Raw genomic sequence first — 280 nt, 5'->3', positions numbered from 1 at the left:
GGCGAAACTCATCCCGGTCGGCGGTGCCGGCACCCCACTGGTCCAAGACCTCTGCCTGGCCGAACTGGCCATCTCCCGGCAGACGCACCCGATGGCCACCCGCTGGCTGGTCGCCGACGGGCTCGACCTGGTGCACCGGCTGCCGAAGTGCTGGGCCGTGCTGAAGACCCTGCGGTGCGAGGCATGGGTGGCCCGCCGGATCGCCCGCCTGACCCGGCACCTCAACGCCGAGGACGCCGCCTACGTGGACGCGGCAGTCGCCGAGGCCCTGGCCGGGGAG

1 pseudogene is annotated in these 280 nt (G+C 73.6%); it reads left to right on the top strand.

The features are described from left to right. Positions 1-280: pseudogene (locus tag ASD66_RS24705) on the top strand (hypothetical protein); the annotation flags it as partial.

Source organism: Nocardioides sp. Root151 (assembly GCF_001427925.1).
GTDB lineage: Bacteria > Actinomycetota > Actinomycetes > Propionibacteriales > Nocardioidaceae > Nocardioides.
The sequence above is the reverse complement of the archived record's forward strand: the minus strand, read 5'-3'. Positions and strand labels throughout refer to the sequence as shown.